Origin of the sequence: Tritonibacter horizontis, assembly GCF_001518015.1 — a bacterium.
Classification (GTDB): Bacteria; Pseudomonadota; Alphaproteobacteria; order Rhodobacterales; family Rhodobacteraceae; genus Epibacterium; species Epibacterium horizontis.
Genome location: NZ_LPUY01000103.1, coordinates 1 through 18,988, shown reverse-complemented (window position 1 = coordinate 18,988; position 18,988 = coordinate 1). Strand labels below are relative to the sequence as shown.

The following is an 18,988-nucleotide window of genomic DNA, read 5'->3' as shown; positions in this document are numbered from 1 at the left end:
GATCCCTGTCTCGGCCCTGTTTGGTCACTGCGAGACAGGCAGCGGACATCGGGTGCGATCGCTCCAAATCGCCGTGGGTTCGCGAGGGGCGTCTGTTGACCTGCGCACATTAGCGGCGCAGTGCGTCAAAAAATTTCCGCAAAGTCACTAGAGTTCTAAGTATTTTCACAACGGAATCAATGTCGCGATTGCGCCTTTGTTAACAGCATCATGTCACCCTGTGTCGAAGAATTACACGACCCGGGGAATACGGAATGTACCGCTTGTTGGACTGCATTACGCAGGAACACCACTACGGCCTCGTTGCCGTCGCAGCATTTATATGCGTCGTGGGCTCGGCATTGTCCGTTCATATGTCCACCCGCCTGACAGAGTGGACAGGCAAACGGCGCCTGGTCCAGCTGCCACTCGCCAGCCTGATTACCGGTGCGACGATTTGGTCGACTCACTTTATCGGAATGCTCGCATACGAACCGGGCTATGATCACGGATACGAGCCGGTTTTGACCGGTGTATCGCTTGTTGTGGCCGTTCTAGGCTCGCTTGTTGCCAATCTCGGCCTGGCCTTCGCCCGGGACAACGTTGCGCCGGTTCTGGCTGGCGCGGTCTTTGGGATGACGGTGGCGGCCATGCATTACACGGGTATGCGCGCCTATTTGTTGCCTGGCGAGATCGAATGGTCACTGGGCACAGTCGTGTCCTCGGTATTGCTCGGCACCGTGCTGGGCGCGGGCAGCTACGCGTTGATTGTCATGCGGCTTGGCGGGGTGCCTGGCCGGGTATGGCCGACACTGGTTATGGTGTGCGCGATTTGCCTGATGCATTTCACCGGTATGAGCGCCATTGATATCAGACTGGATTCGTCCTTCGAGGTGCCACCAAAAACCATCAGCGACACCGCCATGGCCCTGCTGATCTTTGCGGTGACGGCTGTGATCTTGCTGATCGCCATGTCCTCGGCCAGCATCGAGGTCAACATGGAAGGCGAGACACGCGAGCAGCTTAACCACGCGGCCCTGCACGACCCGTTGACGGGCATGCCGAACCGCATGTCGCTGAACCACAAGCTGGAAAATCTGCAGGATTTTCTGCGTGAGGACGAAACAGCCCGCATAGCGATCATGACCATCGACCTGAACCTGTTCAAGGAAATCAATGATTTGCATGGGCACTCCGCCGGGGATGCCGTGCTCAGCAGGGTGGCCGTGCGGCTTGCGTCGCAACAGGGCGAGGGGGAGTTCCTCGCACGGGTCGGTGGCGACGAGTTTGTTGCGATCAAACAGAATTTCCGACGCATCGAAGAGGTCCTGACCTTTGCCGAACGCCTGCATGCCGCGATCATCGAGCCGATAGACCTGGATGAAATCTCGCTGCGCGTTGGCGCCTCGATCGGGGTTGCAACCACGCTGGAGGACGGCCGCCAACCGGAGGAGTTGCTGCATAAATCCGATGTGGCCATGTACCGGGCCAAATCGGAGCCCAGCTCTCCGATCTGTCTGTTCAACGAAGAAATGGACCGCCGGAGCCAGGATAAGACACAACTGGTCTATGACCTGCGTCGCGCGGTCGAAAACAGCGAGTTCGAGCTCTACTACCAGCTCCAGAACGAGTTGAAATCGCTTGCGCCGGTTGGGTTCGAGGTCCTGCTGAGGTGGAACCACCCAACGCGCGGGCGGGTGTCGCCGGTCGAGTTCATTCCCGTGGCCGAGGAAACCGGTCTGATCCGGGAGATCGGTCGCTGGGTTCTGCATGAAGCCTGCCGCGAGGCGGCGCAGTGGGATCACCCCTACAGCATCGCCGTCAATGTGGCGCCACAACAGCTGGTGCAGCCGTCATTTGTCGAAGATGTCATGGACATCCTGATGGAAACCGGCCTTGCAGCACCACGGCTGGAACTTGAAATCACCGAGGCCAGCATCATCGACGACCAGGCGCATACGCTGAAGGTGATGCACAAGCTGAAAACCGTAGGCATCCGCATTGCGATGGATGATTTTGGCACCGGTTATTCGTCGTTGGCTATGTTGCAGACCTTCCCGTTCGACAAGATCAAGATCGACCGCAGCTTCGTTCAGGACGTGCACAAGGACGCGCAACGCGCTGCCATCGTCCGGTCAACCCTGTTGCTTGGGGCGGCGCTCAATATTCCTGTTCTGGCCGAAGGGGTCGAGGTCGAAGACGAGCTGCATTTCCTGCGCGGGGAACGCTGCGCGTCGGTCCAGGGTTATTTCTTCGGCAAGCCGATGAACCGCGAGGATATGCGCCGGATTGCCTGCAATCCGCCGCTGAACGGGACAGAGAGCGTGGCCTGATAGCCATGACAAACGGACAGCCATGACGGTCTGAAGCCAGATGCGTCGGCCTGTAACGTTCGCAGCACGCCAGACCTTCACTGCGACGCTGTCTATGCGGCGCAGTGAAGTGGTCTATCGTTTGCGATCTGCGGGATAGACGCCGAGGATTTCGACATTGGTGGTAAAATACGCCAACTCGTCCATGGCGAGACGGACATTGGCATCGTCCGGGTGGCCATCAATATCGGCATAAAACTGCGTCGCGGTGAAAGAGCCACCGACCATGTAGCTTTCCAGTTTTGTCATGTTGACGCCATTGGTCGCAAACCCGCCCATCGCTTTGTAGAGAGAGGCGGGGATGTTGCGGACTTCAAACACAAAACTGGTGATCATGCCATTGTCGCCCCGACGACTGTTGTCGGCGTCGCGGGACATGATCAGGAACCGGGTGGTGTTGTTGCCCTGATCTTCGATATGACGGGCGAGCACGTTCAATCCGTAGATCTCGCCGGCCAGTTCCGATGCCAGCGCGGCATGGCTTGGATCGCCCCGTTCCGCAACTTCGCGCGCGGCGCGGGCGTTGTCGGGGCTGACCCGGCCGCGGATGTTATGGGCGCGCAGGAAGCTGGCGCATTGCGGCAACAATACCATATGCGAATGGGCGTCGCGGATATCGGCCAGCGTTGCGCCGGGAACGGCGAGCAAATTGATGTGCACCCGGACAAAAGCCTCGTCTATGATCTTGAGGCCGGAATGGGGCAAAAGACGGTGAATATCAGCAACGCGCCCATAGGTCGTGTTCTCGACCGGTAGCATTGCCAGCTCGGCCTCGCCGGTGCGAACGGCCTCGATCGCGTCCTCAAAACCACTGCAGGGGAGCACTTCCATATCGGGGCGCTTGTCGCGACACGCCTCGTGGCTGTAGGAGCCCAGCTCGCCCTGGATCGCAATTTTTTGTCTCATGTCTGCGTCATCTTTGCAAAAACTTGGGAATTTGGTCGTTTAGTCGCGGTGTCTATACCTTGCCAGTTGAGAGGGGAAGCCTTAGACAGCCAACAAGACAGCTGAAATGGACTCGCTATCATGTTTGACACGATGACACTCACCAAAGCGACTGCAGGCTTTTGCGGCGCGTTCCTTGTGTTCCTTCTGGGCAAATGGGTTGCTGAGGAACTTTACCATGTAGATGCACACGGCGAGGCGTCTTACGTCATCGAAGTTGCGGATGCAGGTGCTGCAAGTGACGAGCCCGAGGTCGATTTTGCAACGCTGATGGCCGAGGCCAACGTGGACAACGGTGCCAAGGTGTTCCGCAAATGCTCTGCCTGCCACAAGGTCAATGGCGAAGACGGGACCGGCCCGCACCTGGACGGTGTTGTTGGTCGCGGACAGGGGGATGTTGCAGGGTTTGGCTATTCCAGCACGCTGGCCAGCCTGGACGGGACCTGGACCCCGGAAGAATTGAGCGCCTTCCTGCTCAAGCCGTCGACCTATGCGCCGGGCACGTCGATGTCCTTTCCTGGCCTGAAAAAAGTGGGCGATCGGGTCGATCTCATCGCCTATCTTGAAAGCGTCGGAAATTGATCGGCCACTGGCCCTATCCACTTTGAAACATCGATTGGCCGTGACGTATGTCGCGGCCTTTTTTGTGCCGCGTAACTGCCAGTCGGCCAGTTCGGCGGCCAAGGCGAGCGACCTGAAATCGGTCTCTGCCGCCTGCCGCTGCACCATACGGCGTGGCGCGGGGTTTCAATTCGGCGCGAGCGTGTAATCTCGGCTTGAAAATAAGGTCGTCGGGCAATTACCTTGGAATACATAATACAAAGGCGCGGCGGGACCGACGTCGCACAGAGGTAGGGGAGTAGGCAGATGACCAACAGACGCGTGCATGCAGAATCCGTGGCGGCCACCACCGTAGAGGACCAGTTCTGGATCAAACCTTTTATCGGTGTCGGGCTGCTCTCTGTTGCGGCTCTTCTGGCCTCGACCTGGGCGGCCTCCTCCGCCGAGGAAAACATGGTAAAGAGCCATGGCTATTCCTACTACGGTGACCTCGACTATCCGGCCGACTATCGCCATTTCAACTATGTCAATCCGGACGCGCCGAAAGGGGGTGAAATCTCCATCGCCTTTGTCGGCACGCTTGACAGCATGAACCCCTATTCCGGCAAAGGCCGCGCGCATCTGTTTTCGGTCTACCCCTATGAAAGCCTGCTCAGCGAAGCTCCCACTGCCAGCGTCCCTGCCGATGTTTATGGTCAGGCCTACTGTTTGCTCTGTGAAAGCGTCGAATACCCCGAGGACAAAAGCTGGGTGATTTTCAACATGCGCCCGGAGGCAAAGTTTTCCGATGGGACGCCGGTCACGGCGCATGACGTCGCCTTTAGCCACAACCTGCTGTTGGATCAGGGTCTGAAATCCTACGCCGATGCCGTGCGCAAGCGGATCCCGAAGGTCGAGGTTCTGGATGACCTCACCATCAAATTCTATTTCGCTGAGGGGCTGTCGCGCCGCAGCATGATCGAACAGGTCGGCGGCGTTACGGTCTGGTCGAAAAAGTGGTTCGAGGACACCGGCCAGAAGCTGAACGAGACCTGGATCGAAGGCCCTCCCGGCTCTGGCCCCTATGTGATCGACGAGATCGACCTGAGCCGCCGTATCGTGCTGAAACGCAACCCGGATTACTGGGGCAATGATCTGCCGGTCAACGTGGGGCGAAACAACTTTGACACCATCCGGCTGGAAATCTTTGCCGATGACACCGCCGCTTTTGAGGCGTTCAAGGCGGGCGAATATACCTTCCGCGCCGAGGGCGACAGCAAGAAATGGGCCGCCGGCTATGACTTTCCAAAGGTCGACAACGGCTATGTGGTGCGCGAGGAACTGACAGACGGCGCGCCGCCTTCGCCGACCGGAATCATCTTCAATCTGGCCTCGCCGGAGCTGCAGGACACCCGCGTGCGGGAGGCGCTGGCGCTGGCGTTCAATTTTGAATGGTCAAACGAAAGCCTGCTTTACGGCCTGTTCCAGCGCCGCAGTTCCTTTACCCAGGATACCCCGTTGATGGCGACGGGCGTGCCAGAGGGGGCCGAGCTTGAGTTTCTCCAAAACCTTGGCGATGTGGTGCCGTCAGAGATGCTGACCGAAGAGGTCTACGTGCCGCCGACCTCTGATGCAGGCCGCCTGTTCGACCGGGGCAATGCACGCAAGGCGATGAGCTTGTTGCAGGATGCCGGTTTTCCGGTTGGCGAAGATGGTCGGCGGGTGGGGCCGGATGGCCAGCCCTTCACCCTGGATTTTCTGTTCTCGTCGTCCTCTTCGCCGACCACGCGATCGGTGATGGAAAACTATGTGGCAAACCTCGACAGTCTCGGGATCAACGTGAATTTCGAGGTGGTCGATACGGCGCAATACACCAGCCGCGAACGCGCGCGCGACTATGACATGGTTGTGGACCGATATGCGTCCTTCCTGGGCACCGGCACGGGATTGGCGCAATATTACGGCTCTGAGGCGGCGGAATATTCGCTGTTCAACCCCTCCGGCCTGGCCTCGCCGCTGGTGGATGCGATCATAGATGCGTCGTTGCACGCCGAAACACGCGAAGAAGAAGTCACCAGCCTCAAGGCGCTTGACCGTGCGTTGCGGTATGAATTCATCATGATCCCGCTGTGGTATAACCCCGACCATTGGGTGGCTTACTACGATCAATACGAACACCCCGAGGAGATTCCGCCCTATGCCTTGGGCTATCTTGATTTCTGGTGGTCGAACGAGGAGAAGGCCCAAGCGCTGCGCGACGCCGGCGCGTTGAGGTAACCTCCCGATGTTAAATTATATTCTGCGACGACTGCTGTTGGTGATTCCGACACTGATCGGCATCATGGTGGTGAATTTTGCCTTGGTGCAATTCGTTCCGGGCGGCCCTGTCGAGCAGATGATAGCCCGATTGGAAGGCGGCGGGGATGTCTTTAGCGGCTTTTCCGGCGCCACCAATGACGCCGGGGCGGAAACGGCGGGACAGGCAGAGAGCCAATATGCCGGTGCACGCGGTCTGCCTCCGGAGTTCATAGAGGAGCTGGAACGCGAGTTCGGCTTTGACAAGCCGCCGCTCCAGCGGTTCGTCAACATGTTGTGGAACTACATGCGGCTTGATTTCGGAGAGAGTTATTTCCGCAATATCAGTGTCATCGACCTGGTGCTGGAGAAAATGCCGGTGTCGATCTCGCTTGGCCTGTGGTCAACGCTGATCGCCTATCTGATTTCCATCCCGCTGGGCGTCAAAAAGGCGCTGCGCGATGGCAGCAAATTCGACAGCTGGACCAGCGCGGTGATCATTGCGGCCTATGCGATCCCGGGGTTTCTGTTCGCCATCCTGCTGCTGGTGCTGCTGGCGGGCGGGTCTTACTGGCAGGTTTTTCCGCTGCGGGGGCTGACGTCCGAGAATTGGGAGCAGATGAGCCTGCTGGGCAAGATTGGCGATTATTTCTGGCACATCACCCTGCCGATCATCGCCTCGACGATCTCGGCCTTTGCGACGCTGACGCTGTTGACCAAGAACTCGTTTCTGGACGAGATCAAGAAGCAATATGTGATGACGGCGCGGGCCAAGGGGCTGACCGAAAACCGGGTGCTTTATGGCCATGTGTTCCGCAATGCGATGCTGATTGTGATCGCCGGCTTTCCGGGCGTGTTTATCTCTATCTTTTTCTCCGGCAGCCTGATTATCGAGACGATCTTTTCGCTCGACGGCTTGGGGCGGCTTGGGTTCGAGGCGGCGGTGGCGCGGGATTATCCGATTGTGTTCGGCACCCTGTTCATCTTTGGCCTGATGGGGCTGGTGGTCGGAATTGTGTCGGACATCATGTATGTGCTCGTCGATCCGCGGATCGACTTTGAAAAGAGGGAGGGCTGACCCATGGCGCTGTCTCCGCTCAACCAGCGACGCTGGAACAACTTTCGCAGCAATCGCAGGGCGCTCTGGTCGCTGCGGATCTTTTTGGTGCTGTTTGGCCTGTCGCTCTTTGCTGATGTTCTGGCCAACGACAAACCAATCCTCGTCAACTACCGTGGCGACTATTTCACTCCGATCTGGAAGTTCTACCCGGAGACCGATTTCGGCGGGGATTTCCAGACCGAGGCTGCTTACCGCGACCCGGAGGTGCAATGTCTGATCGCGAGTGGCGGCATCGAAGACTGTTTTGACGAACCAGAGAGCATCCTGCGCGATATCTCGGCCGGGACCTATCAGGCCGATGGGTTCGAGAAGGGCTGGGCGCTGTGGCCGCTGATCCCTTATAGTTTCGACACGCCGGTGGACCGGCCCGGTGCCGCGCCGCTGCCGCCCAATGGGCAGAACTGGCTTGGCACCGATGACACCAAACGCGATGTGCTGGCGCGGGTGATCTACGGCTTCCGCCTGTCGATCGTCTTCACGCTCATCGTGACGGGGGCCTCGACCCTGATCGGGATTTTTGCCGGCGCCGTTCAGGGGTTTTTCGGTGGTTGGCTGGATCTGATTTTCCAGCGGATCATCGAGATCTGGTCCGCGACGCCGACGCTTTATGTCATCATCATCATGTTTGCGATCCTGGGGCGGGGGTTCTGGCTTCTGGTGTTTCTCATGGTGCTGTTCAGCTGGACGGCGCTTGTCGGGGTGGTGCGGGCGGAGTTTCTGCGCGCCCGCAATCTGGAATATGTACGCGCCGCGCGGGCGTTGGGGGTGGGCGACATGACCATCATGTTCCGCCACATGCTGCCCAATGCGATGGTTGCAACGCTGACCATGCTGCCCTTTATCGTCACCGGCACCATCAGCACGCTTGCGGGGCTGGATTTTCTCGGCTTCGGTCTGCCGTCGTCCTCGCCCTCGCTGGGCGAGATGACCTTGCAGGCGAAACAGAACCTGCAGGCGCCCTGGCTCGCCTTCACCGCGTTTTCCACCTTTGCGATCATGTTGTCGCTGCTGGTCTTCATTTTCGAGGGCGTGCGGGACGCGTTTGATCCGAGAAAGACATTCTCATGACTCCGATCCTTCAGGTCAAAGACCTGCGCGTATCTTTCCGGCAGGATGGCAAGCTCACCGAGGCGGTCCGGGGCGTGTCCTTTTCTGTCGCGCGCGGGGAAACCGTGGCGCTGGTCGGGGAGTCGGGCTCCGGCAAATCGGTGTCCGCGCTGTCAACGGTGCAGCTTCTGGGCGATAGCGCCACGGTATCCGGCTCTGTCACCTATGACGGCCAGGAAATGGTTGGCGCGGACGAACGTCAATTGCGCAAGGTGCGTGGCAATGACATCTCCTTTATCTTTCAGGAGCCTATGACCTCGCTCAACCCCCTGCATACAATTGAAAAACAGCTGGGCGAAGCGCTGGCGTTGCACCAGGGGGTGCTGGGGGGCACCGCAAAACGTCGTATCATAGATCTGTTGAACAAGGTCGGTATCCGCGATGCGGAGAGCCGCCTCGGGGCGTATCCGCACCAATTGTCAGGCGGGCAGCGCCAGCGGGTGATGATTGCCATGGCCTTGGCGAACAAGCCGGACGTGCTGGTTGCGGATGAGCCGACAACCGCGCTGGATGTGACCATACAGGCGCAAATCCTCGATCTGCTGGCTGAGCTGAAGCAAAGCGAAGGCATGGGGCTGTTGTTCATCACCCATGATCTGTCGATTGTGCGACGGATCGCGGACCGGGTCTGCGTGATGAAAGCGGGCGAGATCGTCGAGGAAGGGCCGACGGCGGCTCTTTTTGCCAATCCGCAGCATGACTACACCCGAAAGCTTTTGGCTGCGGAACCCTCCGGGCGACCAACTCCGGTGCCCGAAGGTGCGGCAGAGCTGGTCTCGGCCCGTGATCTGAAGGTGTGGTTTCCTATCCAGCGCGGATTGCTCAAGCGCACCGTTGGCCATGTGAAAGCTGTCAATCCCATGTCGCTGTCGGTCCGTGCGGGCGAAACGCTGGGCATCGTTGGCGAGTCCGGTTCCGGCAAGACGACATTGGCGCTGGCCTTGATGCGCCTGATCTCTTCCGAGGGCGAGCTGTCCTTTCAGGGCAAAGACCTGAGGCAGGGCACCACCCGCGATCTGCGTCGGCTGCGCAAGGATATGCAGATCGTGTTTCAGGATCCTTTTGGGTCGCTCAGCCCGCGAATGACCTGCCAACAGATCATCGCCGAAGGGCTGTCCATCCACGAGGTGGACCAGCACCGCGATCCGCGCGAACTGGTGGCGGACGTCATGGTCGAGGTGGGGCTGGACCCCGCAGCGATGGATCGCTATCCGCATGAGTTTTCCGGCGGTCAGCGGCAACGCATCGCGATTGCCCGCGCGATGGTGCTGCGGCCCAAGCTGGTGGTTCTGGATGAACCAACTTCGGCCCTGGATATGACCGTTCAGGTGCAAATCGTGGATTTGTTGCGCGATTTGCAGGCCCGACATGGGCTGGCCTATCTCTTTATCAGTCATGATCTCAACGTGGTGCGCGCAATGTCGCATGAGATCCTGGTGATGAAGGCGGGGGAGGTTGTCGAGCGCGGCCCATCAGAAGAGGTTTTTCGCGCTCCGAAGGCTGCTTATACCCAAAGCCTGCTGTCGGCTGTCACGGGCCGGATCTGAGCACGGCGCAGTTGTCGCGAGTTTGCAGGGAGGGGGGCGCTCCCGCCCGTCGCAAGGGCCTGAAACAGCCCCTTTTGCCCGTTGGGCCGGGCGCCGCTGGCGCGGCGCGGTGTCAAATTGCAGAGCTGTGACCAGCCTCGCCCTGGGTGTAGAGATCAAAGTGACGCGCAATGACGCGGGTCAGTGGCTTGGCCTCGGGTTTGATTCTAAGGCCGGTTTCGGAGACCTCTAGCAGGCCGGGAAACGCGGATTGTACGCTGTCGAACAGTGCCGCAAGCTGGTGTTTTTCGATCGTGAAGCGGGACAGAATGTCCTTGGTCGAAATGGCGAAATCGCACATCAGCGCCTCGATCAGGCGGCCGCGTAGACGGTCCTCTCCCGTGAACACATGCCCGCGCACCGTGGCAAATTTTTCATATCGGATCGTCTTGTTATAGGTCGACGTCGAGGCCGTGTTCTGGGCGTAGCCCTGTGGAAACCGCGAGATCGACGACGCCCCGAGACCAATCAGGACCTCTGCGCTGTCATCTGTATAGCCCTGAAAATTGCGCCGCAATCGACCCTGGCGCGCGGCAACCGCCAGCCTGTCGTGGGGGACTGCGAAATGGTCTATGCCAATGCTTTGGTAGCCGTCCCACAGGAACAATTGCCGTGCCGCATCATAGAGTTGCAGGCGGTCTTGCGGGTTGGGCAGGACATCTGACGGTATCATGGATTGCCGCCGCGCCATCCAGGGGACATGGGCGTACCCGTAAAGGGCGACCCGATCCGGGGCGAGCGAGAGCAGTTTTTGCACCGTGTCCATCATCCGGCCGCGGGTCTGGTGCGGCAGGCCGAACAGAATGTCTGCGTTCAGGCTGTGAACGCCGCGGGCACGGATCATCTCGACGACGTCCCGTGTCAGGTCATAGGGCTGGATACGTCCAATGGTTTTCTGGATCTGCGGATCGAAATCCTGGATGCCAATCGACGCACGGGTGAGCCCGGCCTGGACCAGAGCATCCAGACGAGGCGCGTCGATTTCGTTGGGGTCGATTTCGACCGAAAACTCGCCGCCCGGCGCCATGGGTGCGACCTTGAAAATCCTCTCTGCCAGATCGGTCATCAGATCTGGCGACAGAAGCGTGGGCGTGCCACCGCCCCAATGCAGGCGCGACAGGGTGACCCCGGCAGGGAGATGGCGGGTCAACAGGGTCAGTTCCTGTTTCAGCACATCGACATAGTTGCGCACGGGGGAGTCCGAGCGGGTGCCCTGGGTCCGGCAGGCACAAAACCAACACAGCCTTCGGCAGAAAGGGACGTGCAGATACAGGGAAATCTGTGACCCCGGTTCAATGGCTTCGATCCAGTGTTCGAACTGGTCCGACCCGCAGTCCGCCTGGAAATGCGGTGTTGCGGGATAACTGGTGTAGCGGGGAACCTTGGTGTCGAACAGACCGTAGCGGGCCAATTGAGATTTGTGTGTCATGCGGATACGCTACGGATGAACGCCGCTGTTCGCTTTGACACAGATCAACCCGAGGCATGTATGACACTTCCCCAGCTGCAATCGCTACAGTGTTCGGATTGCCCGATCCGGCATCGGGCGGTCTGTTCTCGTTGTGAAACCGACGAACTCCAAATGTTGGACACAATCAAATATTACCGCAGCTTTGAGGCAGGTCAGCCGATTATCTGGTCCGGCGATCAGATGAACTTCGTCGGCTCGGTGGTCACGGGCATCGCGACCTTGACCCAGACCATGGAGGACGGGCGCACACAGATGGTGGGACTGTTGCTGCCGAGCGATTTTGTCGGGCGGCCAGGGCGCGAGGGGGCCGCCTATGATGTGGTTGCCACCACGGATGTGGTCATGTGTTGTTTCCGCAAGAAGCCGTTCGAAGACCTGATGCTGGAAACGCCGCATATTGCGCACCGGCTGTTGGAAATGACGTTGGACGAATTGGATGCGGCACGGGAATGGATGTTGGTCCTGGGGCGTAAAACAGCCCGGGAAAAGATCGCCAGCTTGCTGGCGATCCTCGCCCAGCGGGACGTTTCGCTCAGCAAAAATGCTGCCAGTGGCGAGGTCACCTTTGATCTGAAACTCACGCGGGAGGCGATGGCGGATTACCTCGGCCTGACGCTGGAAACAGTGAGCCGACAGATGTCAGCCCTGAAAAAATCGGGTGTCATTGTGCTGGAGAGCAAAAGGCGGGTCAAAGTCCCTGATATGCGGCTTTTGATCGAAGAGGCGGGCGATGACACCGACGGGGGTGTTGTCGGCTAGCCAGGAGGAAGGCTCCGACCGCCGGTCCCCTCTGGCTGCCAACATTGCCCAAAACGGCGCACCCGCCCCTTCTGCAGGTCAATGCGCCAGCAGAACCGGCAGGTCGCTCTGTTCCAGCATGTTCCGGGTCGTCCCGCCCAAAATCAATTGGCGCAGACGGGAATGACCATAGGCACCCATTACGATCAGATCGGCCCCTGCATCGGTGGCATGGCGGCGCAACACGTCCGAAACGCGGGGCAGCGTCTTGCTGAGAACATCCACCTCGCAGGTGACGCCGTGCCGGGCCAGCATCTGGCACAGCATGCCGCCCGGATCAGAGCGTTCTATTCCGTGTTGGGAGGGGTCAATGACAGCAATGCGGACCAGCGCTGCCGATTGTAGGAAGGGCAAGGACTTGCGAATGGCCGCGAGCGCCTGGATGCTTTCGTCCCAGGCGACAATCACGGTCTGCGGCCGGGCCGGTAGAGACTTGTCCTCTGGCACCACCAGGACCGGACTGCGGGCGTCGAACAATGCGGTTTCGATGATGGTTTCGGTCTCGGTGCCCTGACCCTCGCGGTAGGGCAGGTCCATCACCACCAGATCGCTGAACCGGGCGTGATGGGCGACAATGCGGGACAATTCGCCCTGGTGTGCCAGTGCCGAGATAACGGCATAGGGCACGTCGCTCGCCTGCAGCCTGGTCTTGGTGTCGGCGGTGATCTCTTCCATTTCGGTCTGGGCGATTTCCAGCAGCGAGGTCAGCGCAATCGCGGCGGTACTGGCATCGTAATAGCCCGTTCGCGCACGATCGACGCCAATGCAGAGCGCATCAAGGTGGCCGCCGGTGCGGCGTGCCATGTCTTCAGCCTGCACAAGCGCGCTTGTTCCACCCTCGACGGCGGTACGCATCGTCAAAATGCTTTTGTAGGTCATGGTCAGAGCCCTTTCGAAAACGAATGGTGGGTTTTGGGCGGCAGGGGGAGTGCTGTCTGCCCTTGTGGCTGCAGGTTAGCTCAGCGCGGCCTCGGCAATCTTGATGCAGATCAAAGCGGCACGCCCTGAACGCTGGCATCAACGCCCTGGAAAATCACATCCCGCCCGGAGTTTCGCCGCTCTGGAGCCGGATGAATCATTCAGAGGGGCATGACATGTCGAACTATCTCAAGCTGGCAGGATTTGGCGTTCTGACGATCTTTTTCATGATCGCTGCCAGCTACGCCAGGGATCTTGCCTATCAGTTCCATGCGGGGATCCTGATGTGCGTGGCGGGCGGATTGTTTCTGTATACGCTGCGCAACACTGACGAGCCTGCGGTTGTGGTCGACCGGTCTGCCTATCTTGACAGCGTTGTGCGTGCCGGTGTCATCGCCACCGCCTTTTGGGGTGTTACCGGGTTTCTTGTCGGGACATTCATCGCCTTTCAACTTGCCTTTCCTGGGTTGAATTTCGATTGGTCCGAAGGACTTGCGAACTTCGGTCGTTTGCGCCCGCTTCATACGTCGGCGGTGATTTTTGCCTTTGGCGGCAATGCATTGATCGCCACCTCCTTTTACGTAGTGCAGCGCACCTCCGCCGCAAGGCTCTGGGGGGGCAACCTCGCCTGGTTCGTGTTCTGGGGGTATCAGCTGTTCATTGTGCTTGCGGCAACCGGTTATCTGCTGGGCGGTACACAATCGAAGGAATACGCCGAGCCGGAATGGTACATCGACCTGTGGCTGACGGTTGTCTGGCTGGCCTATCTGGCGGTGTTTCTGGGGACAATCGTCCGCCGCAAGGAACGCCATATCTATGTGGCGAACTGGTTCTATCTGGCCTTTATTGTCACGGTGGCGCTGTTGCATGTGGTCAACAACCTGACCATTCCAGTGTCAATCTGGGGCTCAAAATCCGTTATCGTCTGGCCGGGCGTGCAGGATGCGATGGTGCAGTGGTGGTATGGCCACAACGCCGTTGGGTTCTTTCTGACGGCAGGCTTTCTCGGCATGATGTACTATTTCATTCCAAAGCAGGCGGGGCGCCCGGTCTACAGCTATAAACTGTCGATCATCCATTTCTGGGCGCTGATCTTTCTCTATATCTGGGCGGGACCCCACCACCTGCATTATACCGCGCTGCCGGATTGGGCTTCGACCCTTGGTATGGTGTTCTCGATCGTGCTGTGGATGCCCAGTTGGGGGGGCATGATCAACGGGTTGATGACGCTGTCGGGCGCCTGGGACAAATTGCGCACGGACCCGGTATTGCGGATGCTGGTGATCTCTGTCGGCTTTTACGGCATGTCCACCTTTGAGGGGCCGGTGATGTCGATCCGCGCGGTGAACGCGCTGAGCCACTATACCGACTGGACCATCGGTCACGTGCACTCTGGCGCGCTGGGCTGGAATGGCATGATTACCTTCGGTTGCCTCTACTTCCTGACCCCTGTGCTGTGGAAACGCGAGCGGCTCTACTCGCTCAGCCTCGTCAGCTGGCACTTCTGGCTCGCGACTATCGGTATCGTGCTCTACGCCGCGTCGATGTGGGTCACCGGTATCATGGAAGGTCTGATGTGGCGCGAAGTCGACGCCAATGGCTTCCTCGTCTGGTCCTTTGCCGACACGGTCGCCGCCAAACTGCCAATGTATGTGATGCGGGGCGCGGGCGGGGTTCTCTACCTCTTCGGTTCGCTGGTCATGTGCTACAACCTATGGATGACCGTTCGTCGGGCACCGGCCAAAGAGGCCAGCCTGAACGTCGCGGTCCCGGCTGAATAAGGAGGGCCGGAGAGATGGCTATTCTCGACAAGCACAAGTTTCTTGAAACCAATGCAACGCTCTTGCTGATCTGTTCGTTCTTCGTCGTCACCATCGGCGGCCTGGTCCAGATCGCGCCGTTGTTCTATCTGGAAAATACCATCGAAGAGGTGGCCGGCATGCGGCCCTATACCCCGCTCGAACTGACGGGGCGCGACATCTATGTCCGCGAGGGTTGCTATGTGTGCCACAGTCAGATGATTCGCCCGATGCGTGACGAGGTCGAGCGCTACGGTCATTATTCGCTGGCAGCGGAATCGATGTATGACCACCCCTTTCAGTGGGGGTCGAAACGGACCGGGCCTGATCTCGCCCGGGTCGGAAAACGGTACTCGGACGAGTGGCATCTGGACCATTTGCGCGATCCGCAGGCGGTGGTGCCGGAATCCGTGATGCCCAAGTATGATTTTCTGGAACGGACGCGGCTGGATGGCGATCATATCGGCGCGCTTCTTGCCACCCATGCGATGGTCGGCGTGCCATACACGGATGACATGGTGGCCCAGGCGCAGCGCGATTTTCGCGCCCAGGCCGATCCCGACAGCGATTATGACGGGCTGTTGGAGCGCTACGGCGAGAACGTGACCATCAGCAACTTTGACCGCCAGCCCGGAATTTCGGAAATGGATGCGCTGATCGCCTATCTGCAGATGCTGGGCACTCTGGTCGATTTCTCGACCTTCACCCCAGACGCCAGCCGTTGAGCAAAGGAAAACACCATGGAAACCTATTCGCTGCTACGCCAGTTCGCCGATAGCTGGATGTTGTTGTTTCTCTTTGTCTTTTTTGCCGGAGTTGTGCTCTGGGCGTTCCGGCCCGGGGCATCGCAATACTACGAAGACACCGCAAGCATCCCCTTTCGCAATACCGAAAAACCGGGGGCGGTTCAGGCTGGTCAACCGGAGACCCGGACATGAGCAAGAAAGTCGAGATCTACAAGGACGACCCTGAAACAACCGGCCACGAATGGGACGGCATTCAGGAATTTGACAACCCGATGCCGCGGTGGTGGCTTTGGACCTTCTATGCGACCATCCTCTGGGCTGTCGGCTACACAATTGCCTATCCTGCCTGGCCGATGATCAATGCCGCGACCGGCGGGGTTCTGGGCTGGTCGTCGCGGTCCGAAGTCGCGGCCGAGATTGCAGCGGTCGACACCGCGAACGCGCCGGTCAATGCCAGGCTGGTACAGCTTGATCTTGCGGCGATTCCAGACGACCCGGACTTGGCTGGCTATGCGGTGTCTTCCGGTGCGGCGGTGTTTCGCACCTGGTGTGCACAATGCCATGGATCAGGGGCCGCCGGGGCCAAGGGTTATCCCAACCTTCTGGACGACGACTGGCTTTGGGGCGGCACGATCGAGGACATCCACACGTCCGTTTCCTATGGCATCCGCAACCAGGACAGCGAGGATGCGCGTTACTCCGAAATGCCCGCATTTGGCCGCGACGGCCTCTTGGCAAAGGACGAAATCTCGCAGGTGGTCAACTATGTGATGTCGCTCTCGGGCGCCGCCCGCACCCCCGAAGAGGTCGCGCCGGGTCAGGGTGTCTATGTCGACAATTGCGCTGCATGTCACGGCGACGCCGCTGGCGGCGATCCCACGCTGGGGGCGCCGAACCTTGCAGATGCGATCTGGCTCTATGGTGGCGACTATGACTCTCTTTACGAGACGGTCTGGAACGCGCGCTATGGTGTGATGCCCAATTGGGATTCCCGTCTGAGCGAGGCGGAGATCCGTGCGGTCAGCGCCTATGTCCACCAGTTGGGTGGCGGAGAATAACCCCGTTCCACCCCGCAAAAAAAGAAGGCCGCTCCAATCCGGGCGGCCTTTTCAGTTGGGGGGCTGGGGTAGATTGAGCCGCGCGGACCGCGTCCGCCGGCGTGATGTCGATGCGATGGGACCGCTCTCATGCGGCGCGGGCAGGGTCAGCTATCCTATTTGCACAGCGCCGGGGGGGATCCACAGGGCGCACCGGTCGCGGGCGTGGCCGCCAATGTCTCCTTGGCGCGCAGTCGGCTTTGGGCAAGGCTGCGTATCATACGACCCAGAACACCGGGGCGGCGCGGCGGCGCCTGATAGGGTTGCGGCAGCGGGCGCACTGGCAGGTCACTGTGCGAGGTGGCGTGCAACATGGTACGGGCGAAAATATCAACTAACATGGTCTCTCTCCACTACAGGACATCCAGAGGCTGGATCTGTGTTCATACTTGCCTGATCGCTGGTTTCATGCGAGTCAGGAAGAAATCCAACATGTAAGGTGAACTTACATATGAAGTGGCGTGACATGCCGACCCTCGCGGCGCTGCGGGCCTTCTCGGTCTTTGCGGAAACCGGCTCGCTGCAGCAGGCGGGGGGGCTTTTGAACGTCAGTCATGCCGCCATCAGCCAGCACCTGCGGGCCTTGGAGGCGCATATGGGGGTGCCGCTGCTGGACCGCAGCGCCCGGTCCCTTGCGCTCACCGCAGAGGGCGAGCAATTGGCGCAGGCCCTGACGCTGGGATTTGGCGCCATCCGGAGCGCGGTTCAGGATTTGTCAGTGCGCGGCGTCGGGCAGCCGCTGCATGTGACCTGCACGCCGATGTTTGCAACCCACTGGCTGATGCCGCGCCTTGCCGCGTTTCGGCAGGCCTTTCCCGAAGTGGATCTGGTCATCGACCCCACCGGCGAGGTGGTCCAGATGACCCCCGGCGGCATTGATGTGGCCTTGCGCTACGGCCATGGCAACTGGCCGGGGCTGGAGGCGGATATGCTGTTTCCCTCCCCCATGGTGGTGGTGGCGGCACCGGGGTTGCTGGACGGTCGGCAGGTCTCGCGCCCGGAGGATCTGCTGGATTTGCCATGGCTGGAGGAAATCGGCACCCATGAGGCTTCTGTCTGGCTGCGGTCGCGCGGCGTCAGCGATCAGCTTCGGGCGGGGCGGGTGGTCCTGCCTGGCAACCTCTTGATGGAGGCGTTGCGGGCGGGGCAGGGGGTGGCGGTTTCGGTGCGGGCCTTCGTGGCGTCGGATGTTGCGGCCCACCGCCTGACAGAGCTGTTCTGCGAAGAAGAAGGTCGCGGCTATCATATCGTCCACCGCCCCGGCGTCCTGCGGCCCGGCGCGCGGCATTTCGTGAACTGGCTGCGGCGCGAGCGCGACCAGAAGGCCGGCAACTGATGGCCCCTGTCTGACGCGGTGCCGGTCGCCTCGCCATCTGGGTCTGGCGAAATGCACATGTCGAATGTGGTTTTTTGATCCACGTCAATGCAAGGGCCGCCACCGTCTGGGACAGTGACAGCGAATTCGTCACAGCACCGGAGCGATACAGTTGAGCCGACCGAGCCAGGCCCCCGGCCTTTACGCTGCGCGGGAACCGATATTTCCGCGTCGCGTCACGGGAAAGTTTCGCACCCTGAAGTGGATCATCATGGCCGGTGCGCTGGCCATTTACTATGTGCTGCCTTGGATCCGCTGGGATCGGGGGCCTGAGCTGCCGACGCAGGCGGTGCTGCTCGATCTGGCGGGACGGCGGTTCTATTTCTTCTGGATCGAGATCTGGCCGCATGAGTTCTATTTCGTCGCGGGCCTCCTGATCATGGCCGGGCTTGGATTGTTCCTTTTCACATCGGCTCTGGGTCGGGTCTGGTGCGGCTATGCCTGTCCACAGACGGTCTGGACCGATCTCTTTATCCTGGTGGAGCGCTGGATCGAGGGCGACCGAAATGCCCGTCTACGCCTCCACCGCCAACGGCGTTGGGACCTGCGCAAGCTGCGTCTGCGGATCACCAAATGGGTCGCCTGGCTGGGTATTGGCCTTGCCACCGGCGGGGCCTGGGTGTTTTATTTCGCCGATGCGCCAACCCTGCTGCAGGATCTGATGGCGGGGACGGCGCACCCCGCCGCCTATATCACCATGGCCCTCCTGACCGTCACGACCTTTGTTTTTGGCGGTTTTGCGCGGGAACAGATCTGCATCTATGCCTGCCCCTGGCCCCGCATCCAGTCGGCGATGATGGACGAGGACACGCTGACCGTCGGCTATCGCGACTGGCGGGG

The 18,988-nt window shown here is 60.0% G+C and carries 17 protein-coding genes; 13 read left to right on the top strand and 4 right to left on the bottom strand.

What is annotated here, in order from left to right; translation table 11 throughout:
• Positions 1-254 precede the first annotated feature (254 nt).
• A complete protein-coding gene (locus TRIHO_RS19755) occupies positions 255-2,312 on the top strand; it encodes a putative bifunctional diguanylate cyclase/phosphodiesterase (protein WP_068247910.1) in 2,058 nt (685 codons plus the stop codon).
• A 114-nt stretch (positions 2,313-2,426) separates the two neighbouring features.
• Here the strand turns inward: TRIHO_RS19755 and TRIHO_RS19750 are convergent, their stop codons facing one another.
• The gene (locus TRIHO_RS19750; RefSeq protein ID WP_068247907.1) at positions 2,427-3,257 is read right to left on the bottom strand and encodes a prephenate dehydratase; all 831 of its coding nucleotides are present in this window, start codon (positions 3,255-3,257) and stop codon (positions 2,427-2,429) included.
• Positions 3,258-3,377: 120 nt separating this feature from the next.
• On the opposite strand from TRIHO_RS19750, the gene TRIHO_RS19745 reads away from it, so the two are divergent.
• The 5 genes from TRIHO_RS19745 to TRIHO_RS19725 all read left to right on the top strand — a co-directional run bounded on the left by TRIHO_RS19745 (position 3,378) and on the right by TRIHO_RS19725 (position 9,905).
• Positions 3,378-3,878, top strand: a complete 501-nt coding sequence (locus TRIHO_RS19745) for a c-type cytochrome (protein WP_068247904.1) — start codon at positions 3,378-3,380, stop codon at positions 3,876-3,878.
• A 285-nt stretch (positions 3,879-4,163) separates the two neighbouring features.
• Positions 4,164-6,113: an extracellular solute-binding protein gene (locus TRIHO_RS19740; RefSeq protein ID WP_082705231.1), complete on the top strand. Its 1,950-nt coding sequence runs from the start codon at positions 4,164-4,166 to the stop codon at positions 6,111-6,113.
• A 7-nt stretch (positions 6,114-6,120) separates the two neighbouring features.
• On the top strand, positions 6,121-7,209 hold the full coding sequence (locus TRIHO_RS19735) for a microcin C ABC transporter permease YejB (RefSeq protein WP_068247901.1): 1,089 nt from the start codon (positions 6,121-6,123) through the stop codon (positions 7,207-7,209).
• Positions 7,210-7,212: 3 nt separating this feature from the next.
• The gene (locus TRIHO_RS19730) at positions 7,213-8,319 is read left to right on the top strand and encodes an ABC transporter permease (RefSeq protein ID WP_068247898.1); all 1,107 of its coding nucleotides are present in this window, start codon (positions 7,213-7,215) and stop codon (positions 8,317-8,319) included.
• Positions 8,316-9,905 (top strand): ABC transporter ATP-binding protein, encoded by a 1,590-nt coding sequence (locus TRIHO_RS19725; protein WP_068247895.1) that lies wholly within the window; start codon positions 8,316-8,318, stop codon positions 9,903-9,905. Before TRIHO_RS19730 ends, TRIHO_RS19725 begins: the two co-directional genes overlap by 4 nt.
• Before the next feature lie 112 nt (positions 9,906-10,017).
• Here the strand turns inward: TRIHO_RS19725 and hemN are convergent, their stop codons facing one another.
• The gene (gene hemN, locus TRIHO_RS19720; protein ID WP_068247891.1) at positions 10,018-11,373 is read right to left on the bottom strand and encodes an oxygen-independent coproporphyrinogen III oxidase; all 1,356 of its coding nucleotides are present in this window, start codon (positions 11,371-11,373) and stop codon (positions 10,018-10,020) included.
• 60 nt (positions 11,374-11,433) lie between these two features.
• On the opposite strand from hemN, the gene fnrL reads away from it, so the two are divergent.
• The gene (gene fnrL / locus TRIHO_RS19715) at positions 11,434-12,174 is read left to right on the top strand and encodes a transcriptional regulator FnrL (RefSeq protein WP_068247946.1); all 741 of its coding nucleotides are present in this window, start codon (positions 11,434-11,436) and stop codon (positions 12,172-12,174) included.
• A gap of 78 nt (positions 12,175-12,252) precedes the next feature.
• Here the strand turns inward: fnrL and TRIHO_RS19710 are convergent, their stop codons facing one another.
• The gene (locus TRIHO_RS19710) at positions 12,253-13,092 is read right to left on the bottom strand and encodes a universal stress protein (protein ID WP_068247888.1); all 840 of its coding nucleotides are present in this window, start codon (positions 13,090-13,092) and stop codon (positions 12,253-12,255) included.
• Positions 13,093-13,307: 215 nt separating this feature from the next.
• Between TRIHO_RS19710 and ccoN the strand changes: the two genes are divergently transcribed.
• From ccoN to ccoP, 4 genes are read left to right on the top strand one after another with little or no spacing between them, the layout of a single operon-like run.
• On the top strand, positions 13,308-14,912 hold the full coding sequence (gene ccoN / locus TRIHO_RS19705; protein WP_068247943.1) for a cytochrome-c oxidase, cbb3-type subunit I: 1,605 nt from the start codon (positions 13,308-13,310) through the stop codon (positions 14,910-14,912).
• 14 nt (positions 14,913-14,926) lie between these two features.
• Positions 14,927-15,655, top strand: a complete 729-nt coding sequence (gene ccoO / locus TRIHO_RS19700; RefSeq protein WP_068247885.1) for a cytochrome-c oxidase, cbb3-type subunit II — start codon at positions 14,927-14,929, stop codon at positions 15,653-15,655.
• Between the two features lie 15 nt (positions 15,656-15,670).
• The gene (locus tag TRIHO_RS19695; RefSeq protein ID WP_068247883.1) at positions 15,671-15,868 is read left to right on the top strand and encodes a CcoQ/FixQ family Cbb3-type cytochrome c oxidase assembly chaperone; all 198 of its coding nucleotides are present in this window, start codon (positions 15,671-15,673) and stop codon (positions 15,866-15,868) included.
• Positions 15,865-16,734, top strand: coding sequence for a cytochrome-c oxidase, cbb3-type subunit III (ccoP, locus tag TRIHO_RS19690; protein ID WP_068247881.1), 870 nt, complete (start codon positions 15,865-15,867; stop codon positions 16,732-16,734). Before TRIHO_RS19695 ends, ccoP begins: the two co-directional genes overlap by 4 nt.
• A 155-nt stretch (positions 16,735-16,889) precedes the next feature.
• Here ccoP and TRIHO_RS19685 read toward each other — a convergent pair whose 3' ends face one another.
• Positions 16,890-17,114: a hypothetical protein gene (locus TRIHO_RS19685; RefSeq protein ID WP_068247878.1), complete on the bottom strand. Its 225-nt coding sequence runs from the start codon at positions 17,112-17,114 to the stop codon at positions 16,890-16,892.
• A gap of 110 nt (positions 17,115-17,224) precedes the next feature.
• Here TRIHO_RS19685 and TRIHO_RS19680 point away from each other — a divergent pair, with 110 nt between their 5' ends.
• On the top strand, positions 17,225-18,109 hold the full coding sequence (locus tag TRIHO_RS19680) for a LysR family transcriptional regulator (RefSeq protein ID WP_068247876.1): 885 nt from the start codon (positions 17,225-17,227) through the stop codon (positions 18,107-18,109).
• A 151-nt stretch (positions 18,110-18,260) separates the two neighbouring features.
• On the top strand, positions 18,261-18,988 hold a 728-nt coding region (locus tag TRIHO_RS19675), incomplete at its 3' end, for a 4Fe-4S dicluster domain-containing protein (protein WP_131811230.1).

Coding starts and splice junctions, on each gene's coding strand:
- fnrL (WP_068247946.1), top strand. CDS start 11,434: ATGACACTTCCCCAGCTGCAATCGCTACAGTGTTCGGATTGCCCGATC.
- ccoN (WP_068247943.1), top strand. CDS start 13,308: ATGTCGAACTATCTCAAGCTGGCAGGATTTGGCGTTCTGACGATCTTT.
- TRIHO_RS19755 (WP_068247910.1), top strand. CDS start 255: ATGTACCGCTTGTTGGACTGCATTACGCAGGAACACCACTACGGCCTC.
- TRIHO_RS19695 (WP_068247883.1), top strand. CDS start 15,671: ATGGAAACCTATTCGCTGCTACGCCAGTTCGCCGATAGCTGGATGTTG.
- TRIHO_RS19710 (WP_068247888.1), bottom strand. CDS start 13,092: ATGACCTACAAAAGCATTTTGACGATGCGTACCGCCGTCGAGGGTGGA.
- TRIHO_RS19725 (WP_068247895.1), top strand. CDS start 8,316: ATGACTCCGATCCTTCAGGTCAAAGACCTGCGCGTATCTTTCCGGCAG.
- TRIHO_RS19680 (WP_068247876.1), top strand. CDS start 17,225: ATGAAGTGGCGTGACATGCCGACCCTCGCGGCGCTGCGGGCCTTCTCG.
- hemN (WP_068247891.1), bottom strand. CDS start 11,373: ATGACACACAAATCTCAATTGGCCCGCTACGGTCTGTTCGACACCAAG.
- TRIHO_RS19745 (WP_068247904.1), top strand. CDS start 3,378: ATGTTTGACACGATGACACTCACCAAAGCGACTGCAGGCTTTTGCGGC.
- TRIHO_RS19750 (WP_068247907.1), bottom strand. CDS start 3,257: ATGAGACAAAAAATTGCGATCCAGGGCGAGCTGGGCTCCTACAGCCAC.
- TRIHO_RS19730 (WP_068247898.1), top strand. CDS start 7,213: ATGGCGCTGTCTCCGCTCAACCAGCGACGCTGGAACAACTTTCGCAGC.
- ccoP (WP_068247881.1), top strand. CDS start 15,865: ATGAGCAAGAAAGTCGAGATCTACAAGGACGACCCTGAAACAACCGGC.
- TRIHO_RS19740 (WP_082705231.1), top strand. CDS start 4,164: ATGACCAACAGACGCGTGCATGCAGAATCCGTGGCGGCCACCACCGTA.
- TRIHO_RS19735 (WP_068247901.1), top strand. CDS start 6,121: ATGTTAAATTATATTCTGCGACGACTGCTGTTGGTGATTCCGACACTG.
- ccoO (WP_068247885.1), top strand. CDS start 14,927: ATGGCTATTCTCGACAAGCACAAGTTTCTTGAAACCAATGCAACGCTC.
- TRIHO_RS19685 (WP_068247878.1), bottom strand. CDS start 17,114: ATGTTAGTTGATATTTTCGCCCGTACCATGTTGCACGCCACCTCGCAC.